Here is a 7134-nt window from a genome sequence, read left to right as displayed (position 1 = left end):
AGGGGGCGGCGCAGGGGGTGGCTGCGGAGAGGGGCGTGACGGGTGATTTTCAGACTGCCAACGGCGCCCAGGCCCCCGCGATGAGGGTCGGCAGTCGGAAAATCATCCAGCCCCCGGAGCGGCCACCCCCGGAGCCGCCCCCGGCACCCACCCTCCCGAGAGCCCACCTGAACACCCCGAAACCCCCACCTGCTTCCTCCCCCCACAATCCGGGAAAGAGAAGGTGAACGGGTTCCGGGACACCCCGTCCAGGGAGGACACGACCATGGCGTCAGGGCAGGAGCTGGAAGCCGAGGCACGGCCGGACGGCGGTCCGCACACCGCCGAGCCACCGTGGCCCGGCAGCTGGCAGCCACTCGGCGCCCGCTTCCGTACGGACCAACTCGGCGGCCCGGGCACCAACTTCGCACTGTGGGCGGCCGGCGCCGAAGCCGTCGACCTGTGCCTGTTCGACGAGGACGGCCGGGAGCACCGGCACCGCCTCACCGAACAGGACTTCCAGATCTGGCACGGCTTCCTGCCCGGCGTGCGCCCCGGCGCCCGCTACGGCTTCCGGGTGCACGGCCGCTGGGACCCGTGGACGGGCGCCCGCTGGAACCCGGCGAAGCTGCTGCTCGACCCGTACGCCCGCGCCGTCGACGGCTGTTACACCTCCCACGACGCGGCCTGCTCGGCCGTCCGCAACTGGCCGGAGGCCGACGTCGCCGACACCGTCCGGGACAACCGGGACTCCGCCCCCTACGTGCCCAGATCCGTGGTCGTCCACGATGACGACGACTGGTACGACGACCACCGCCCGAAGACCCCGTGGGCCGAGACGGTGCTCTACGAGCTCCACGTCCGGGGCTTCACCATGCGCCACCCCGAGATCCCCCCGCACCTGCGCGGCACCTACGCCGGCCTGGCCCACCCCGCCGCCGTCGCCCACCTCACCCGTCTCGGCATCACCGCCGTCGAGCTGCTGCCCGTGCACCAGTTCGCCAGCGAGGACCACCTGCAGGCCCGCGGCCTGGTCAACTACTGGGGCTACAACACGGTCGGCTACTTCGCCCCGCACGCCGGCTACTCCGCCTCGGGCTCGCGCGGTGGCCAGGTCGGCGAGTTCAAGCGGATGGTCCGCGCCCTGCACGCGGCCGGGATCGAGGTGATCCTCGACGTGGTGTTCAACCACACCGCCGAGGGCGCCGAGCTGGGCCCGGCGCTGTCGCTGCGCGGCATCGACAACGCCGCCTACTACCGCCTCGCCCCGCACCGCCCGCGCGGCTACGCCGACTACACCGGCTGCGGCAACACCCTGGACACCCGCCGCCCGCAGGTGGTCCGGCTGATCACCGACTCGCTGCGCTACTGGGTCACCGAGATGGGCGTGGACGGCTTCCGCTTCGACCTGGCGGCCGCCCTGGCCCGGAGCTCGGACGACGTCGACATGGACCACCCGTTCCTCGCCGCGGTCTCCCAGGACCCTCTGCTGAGCCGGGTGAAGCTGATCGCCGAGCCCTGGGACGTCGGCCCGGGCGGCTACCAGGTCGGCGGCTTCCCGCCGCTGTGGGCCGAGTGGAACGACCGCTACCGCGACACCGTACGGGACTTCTGGCGCGGCGCCCGCCCGGACGTGCGGGAGCTCGGCTACCGGCTGGCCGGCTCCTCCGACCTCTACCAGGGCGCCGGCCGCCGTCCGTACGCCTCCGTCAACTACGTGACCGCGCACGACGGTTTCACCCTGCGCGACCTGGTCAGCTACGACCGCAAGCACAACGAGGCCAACGGCGAGGCCAACCGGGACGGCACGGACGACAACCGCTCCTGGAACCACGGCGCCGAGGGCGAGACCACCGACCCGGAGGTCAACGCCCTGCGGCTGCGCCAACTGCGCAACCTGATGGCCACCCTGCTGCTCTCGGCCGGCGTCCCGATGATCACCGCCGGGGACGAGCTGGGCCGCACCCAGGGCGGCAACAACAACGCCTACTGCCAGGACGGCGAGGTGAGTTGGCTGGACTGGTCGCTGCTGGAGCAGCCCGGCTGGCGGGAGCTGTGCGAGCTGACCGGCCGGCTGGTCCGGCTGCGCCGGGCCCATCCGGTGCTGCGCCGGCGGGCGTTCTTCTCCGGCCGGGCCGCCGTCCCCGGCGGACAGCCGGACCTCGCCTGGTTCACCCCGCTCGGCAAGGAGATGACCGAGGCGGACTGGTACGCCCCGACGGCCTGCCTCGGCATGCTGCTGTCCGGCACCGCGATGTCCGAACGGGACGACACCGGGCGCCCGTTGGCCGACGACAGCTTCCTGCTGCTGCTCAACGCGGGCCACGAGCCGACCGTGTTCACCCTGCCCGGCGAGCCCTGGGCCGAGCCGGAGGCCGCGTACGAGACGGTGTTGGACACGGCCGCCACGGGCACGGGCGAGCCGTACCCCCGGGGAGCGGTGGTGCTGGGCGGGCGCTCGCTGCACCTGCTGCGCGCCCCCGCCCGCACCTGACGGATCAGCCCCGGGCGTGCCCGACCTCGACGTTCTCCAGGACGCCGATCGCGTCCGGCACCAGCACCGCCGCCGAGTAGTAGGTGCTGACCAGGTAGGAGGCGACCGCCTTCTCGTCGATGCCCATGAAGCGGACGTTCAGGCCCGGCTCGACCTCGTCCGGGATGCCGACCTGGGTGAGGCCGACCACGCCCTGGTTGTCCTCGCCGACGCGCATCGCGATGAAGGAGGTGGTCTGGTCGGCCGCCACCGGGATCTTGCCGCAGCTGAAGATCGGCACCCCGCGCCAGACCGGCCGCTGCTTGCCGAGGACGTCGACCGTGCCCGGGTGGATGCCGCGCTTGCTGCACTCCCGCTCGAAGGCGGCGATGGCCCGCGGGTGGGCGAACAGGTAGTCGGTGTCACGGCGCATGGCGAGCAGCTCGTCCAGGTCGTCCGGGGTGGGCGCACCGGAGTGGGTCTGGATCCGCTGGTCGAAGTCGGCGTTGCCGAGGAGGCCGAACTCCGGGTTGTTGATGAGCTCGTGCTCCTGCCGCTCGCGCAGCGCCTCGATGGTCAGCCGCAGCTGTTCCTCGGTCTGGTTCATCGGCTTGTTGTAGAGGTCGGCGACCCGGGTGTGGACCTTCAGGACGGTCTGGGCGACGCTCAGCTCGTACTCGCGCGGCGCCGGCTCGTAGTCCACGAAGGCGCCGGGCAGCTCGTACTCGCCCTCGTGGCCGGCCGAGAGGTCGATCTCCGCCTCGCCGTGGACGTTCTGCGCCTGGGCCACGTCGGTGGCGAAGCCGAGCAGCTGCTCGCGCAGCGTCGCGGAGCGGTCGATCAGCTCCTGGAGCCGCGAGGCGTTCAGCGTCATCGCGACGCCGGCGGTGGCGGCCTTCACGGTGTACGACCAGGTGCCGCCGGGCTCGGTGATCACCTCGTCGCCGACGTGGTCGCCGTCCGCGAGGGTGCCGAGCACGGTCTGCTCGCCGTACTTGCCGGTGCCGATCCGGTCGACCTTGCCGTGCGCGATCAGGAACACCTCCTCGATCGGCGCCCCCTCCTGCACCAAGACCTCACCCGCGGCGAAGTCCCGCTGCACGAACCGGCCGGCGAGTTCGGTGAGCACCTCCTGGTCCTCGAAGCCGCGCAGCACCGGCACCTCGGCCAGCGAGGGGGCGATCACCGTCACCGTGGACCCGGTCTTCGCGAAGCCCACCCGGCCCCGCCCGACGGCGTAGCTCAACCGCCGGTTGACCCGGTACGTACCGGCGCTGACCTGCACCCACGGCAGCATCTTGAGCAGCCAGCGGGAGGTGATCTCCTGCATCTGCGGCTTCGACTTGGTCGTCGTCGCCAGATTGCGCGCGGCGGTGGTGCTGAGGCTGAGCTGAGCCCTCACCCGCACTGTCGCGGATCCGGGGCCGGGGGTGGGCTCGGTGTCGACCGTCATGTCCACACTCCTGTCACTCGCTCCTCATGAACATCCGTCAGGAGATGTAATCGGCCGTTCGGCAGGCGCTCGCAAGAGGCGCGCGGCGCACTCCTCCCTGCACGAACGGCTCCGCGCGCCCCGCATCGCGCCTCCGCCTCGCCCGTGCGGGTGGCCGGTTCTCGCCGGGCGCCACCGACAGGGGCGAAAAACCAGATGAGAAGTGACGGGCTCTCTGCCTACCCTCACCGCGATGGCCGAGAACAGACAAGACGCCGACCACCCGACCGGAAGCCACCGCTCCACGGTCCGCTCGCTGCTGCGCCTCTGGCCGTACGCCCGGGCCGTACGCGGCCGGCTCGTCGTCTCGGTGACGGCCGCCTCGCTCGCCATGCTGAGCACCCTCGCCGTCCCGGTGGTGCTCGGCCGGATCGTCGACGGTCCGCTCGCCCGGCACGACCTCGACGCGCTCTGGCCGCCGGTCGGCCTGCTGCTGCTCCTCGGTCTGGTCGAGGCCGCACTGTTCTACACCCGCCGGGTGGTCCTGTCCCGCCCACTGGGCCGGCTGGAGGCGGCCATGCGCGCCGACCTCTACGCCAAGCTCCAGCGGCTGCCGGTCTCCTTCCACGACCGCTGGGGCTCCGGCCAGCTGCTCTCCCGGGCCACCACCGACATGAACGCCATGCGGCTCTTCCTGGCCTTCCCGCTGGTGTTCCTGATCGTCAACTCGGTGACGTTCCTGGCCGGCACCGTGCTGATGTTCGCCCAGGACTGGCGGCTCGCCCTGATCGTCCTGGCGCCCGCCGTACCGCTGCTGGTGCTCACCCAGCGCTTCGAGTCCGGCTACTCGGTCACCGCCCGGCTCGCCCAGGACCAGAACGGCGACCTCGCCACCGTGGTCGAGGAGTCCGTCCTCGGCATCCGCATCCTCAAGGCCTTCGGCCGGCACCGCACGATGGCCGAGCACTTCCGCGCGCAGTCCCACCGGCTGCGCCGCACCGAACTGCGCAAGGCCCACCAGCTCGCCAACCTGTGGGCGGTCATCGTCGGCCTGCCGGAGATCGCCCTCGGCTGCGCGCTGGCCGTCGGCGCCTACCTGGTCGCCCACGACGAGCTGAGCGCCGGCACCCTGGTCGCCTTCCTCTCCACCGCGCTCGCCCTGCGCTGGCCGGTCGAGTCGCTCGGCTGGCTGCTGGCCTACGCCAACGAGGCCGCCACCGCCACCGACCGGTTCTTCGAGGTCATCGACGAGCCCGAGCCCGAGGACCAGGGCACCACCGGGGCGCCCGGCACCCCGGACGGCCTCCGCACCGCGCCGGACGGCATCCGCCTCACCGGCGTCCGGTTCCGCTACCCCGACGCCCCCGACGGCACCCCCGACCTGCTGGCCGGCGTCGACCTGCACATCCGCAGCGGCGAGACGATGGCCCTGGTCGGCGCCACCGGCAGCGGCAAGACCACGCTGACCGCGCTGCTCCCCCGGCTGTACGAGGCCACCGGCGGCCGGATCACCCTGGACGGCCGGGACATCGCCGGGCTGCCCCGGGAGGAGCTGCGCCGACTGGTCGCGGTCGCCTTCGAGGAGCCCACCCTGTTCTCCGCCACCGTCCGGGAGAACGTCCTGATGGGCGCCCCCGGCGCGGACGACCGGCAGCTGCTCGCCGCCCTCGCCACCGCCCAGGCCGGCTTCGTCGAGAAGCTCCCGGCCGGGGTGGAGACCGAGGTCGGCGAGCAGGGCCTGAGCCTGTCCGGCGGGCAGCGCCAGCGCCTCGCCCTGGCCCGCGCGGTGGTCGGCGACCCGCCCTTCCTGGTCCTGGACGACCCGCTCTCCGCCCTGGACGTGCACACCGAGGCGCTGGTCGAGCGGGCGCTGCGCGAGGTGCTCGGCACCACCACCGCCCTGGTGGTCGCCCACCGCCCCAGCACCGTGCTGCTCGCCGACCGGGTCGCGGTGCTCGCGGACGGCCGGATCGAGGCCGTCGGCACCCACCAGGAACTGCTGCGGGACTGCCCGCACTACCGCGAACTGATGTCGGGCGAGGCCGCCCTCGTACCCGAGGGGAGCCCCAGCCGATGACCACCACCGTCGAGCCCGCCGAGGCGGAGTCCGTCCGGGCGAAGCCCGCCGGGGCGGCGCCCGCCGAGGAGGAGCTGCCCCCGCCCCCGGCCGACGAGGAGGACATCCCCGTCCCGCCCGGCGCGCCCCGGGCGCTGCTGCGCTCACTGCTCGGCCCGCACCGGGCCCGGATCGCCGTCGCGATGGTGGTGATCCTGGTCCAGCAGGCCGCCCTGCAGTCCGGCCCGCTGCTGGTCGCGGTGGCGATGGACCGCGCCATCCCGGCGCTGCGCGAGCACGACTCGGGCCCGCTGGTCGCGGTGGTGGCCGGCTACCTCTGCTGCGCGCTGCTCAGCCCGGCGCTGCAGTGGGCGTTCATCAAGATCAGCGCCCGGGTGAACCAGGACGTCCTGCTGGACCTGCGCGGCCGGATCTTCCGGCACGCCCAGCGGCTCAGCCTGGACTTCCACGAGCGCTACACCTCGGGCCGGATCATCTCCCGGGCCACCAGCGACATCGACGCGCTGCGCGAACTGCTCTCCGAGGGCCTCCAGGAGCTGCTGACCGTCTTCCTGTCGGTCTGCTACATCTCGGTGCTGCTGGTGGTGCTGGACTGGCGGCTCGGTCTGGCCTCGCTGGTGGCCTTCCTTCCGCTGGCCCTGATCGCCCACTCCTTCCGCACCCGCTCCCGCCGGGTCTACCGCCGCTCGCGGACGGCCGCCGCCTCGATGATCGTGCGCTTCACCGAGACCATGAACGGCATCCGCCCGGTGCAGGCCTTCCGCCGCGAGAAGGCCAACGACGCCGCCTTCGCGGTGGTCAACGGGCAGTCCTCGACCGCCAACGCGGAGGGCTTCCTGGAGCTCGCCCGGTACGTCGGCCTGTCCCGCGTCACCGCCAACATCTGGACCACCGGCATCGTGCTGCTGGGCGGCTACCTGGTCGCCGACGACGCGCTGGAGCTGGGCGTCCTGACCGCCTTCGTGCTCTACCTGCGCCGCCTGTTCGACCCGATCGACCAGCTGGCGATGTTCCTGAACAGCTACCAGGCCGCCGCCGCGGCCCTGGAGAAGATCGCCGGCCTGCTCGCCCACGAGCCGACCGTCGCCGAGCCGTCCGAGCCGGTGGCCCTGCCGCAGACCGCGAGCGGGCGAGTGGCGCCCCGAGCCGAAGGGCGCGCCGGTGCCGAAAGCG

General features: G+C 72.8%; 4 protein-coding genes. 3 read left to right on the top strand and 1 reads right to left on the bottom strand.

Annotated elements, in window-relative coordinates; all coding sequences use genetic code 11:
* The first annotated feature begins 265 nt into the window (after positions 1 to 265).
* Entirely contained in the window at positions 266 to 2473 is a 2208-nt protein-coding gene (glgX, locus tag ACZ3YL_RS42205) for a glycogen debranching protein GlgX (protein WP_465663149.1), read from the top strand.
* Positions 2474 to 2477: 4 nt separating this feature from the next.
* On the opposite strand, the gene ACZ3YL_RS42200 is transcribed toward glgX, so the two are convergent.
* Positions 2478 to 3905 carry a family 2B encapsulin nanocompartment shell protein gene (locus ACZ3YL_RS42200; RefSeq protein ID WP_465663147.1) on the bottom strand — a complete coding sequence of 476 codons (1428 nt, stop codon included), beginning with the start codon at positions 3903 to 3905 and terminating at the stop codon, positions 2478 to 2480.
* Positions 3906 to 4137: 232 nt separating this feature from the next.
* Between ACZ3YL_RS42200 and ACZ3YL_RS42195 the strand changes: the two genes are divergently transcribed.
* Both ACZ3YL_RS42195 and ACZ3YL_RS42190 read left to right on the top strand, forming a co-directional pair.
* Entirely contained in the window at positions 4138 to 5961 is a 1824-nt protein-coding gene (locus tag ACZ3YL_RS42195) for an ABC transporter ATP-binding protein (protein WP_465663145.1), read from the top strand.
* The coding region (locus ACZ3YL_RS42190; protein WP_465663143.1) for an ABC transporter transmembrane domain-containing protein at positions 5958 to 7134 on the top strand (1177 nt) is incomplete at its 3' end. The genes ACZ3YL_RS42195 and ACZ3YL_RS42190, both read left to right, overlap by 4 nt.

The organism is Kitasatospora sp. NPDC023176 (assembly GCF_055560495.1).
The sequence above is the reverse complement of the archived record's forward strand: the minus strand, read 5'-3'. Positions and strand labels throughout refer to the sequence as shown.

Bases quoted from the DNA above. Each gene is read 5' to 3' on its own strand.
- glgX (WP_465663149.1), top strand. From the start codon at position 266: ATGGCGTCAGGGCAGGAGCTGGAAGCCGAGGCACGGCCGGACGGCGGT.
- ACZ3YL_RS42195 (WP_465663145.1), top strand. From the start codon at position 4,138: ATGGCCGAGAACAGACAAGACGCCGACCACCCGACCGGAAGCCACCGC.
- ACZ3YL_RS42200 (WP_465663147.1), bottom strand. From the start codon at position 3,905: ATGACGGTCGACACCGAGCCCACCCCCGGCCCCGGATCCGCGACAGTG.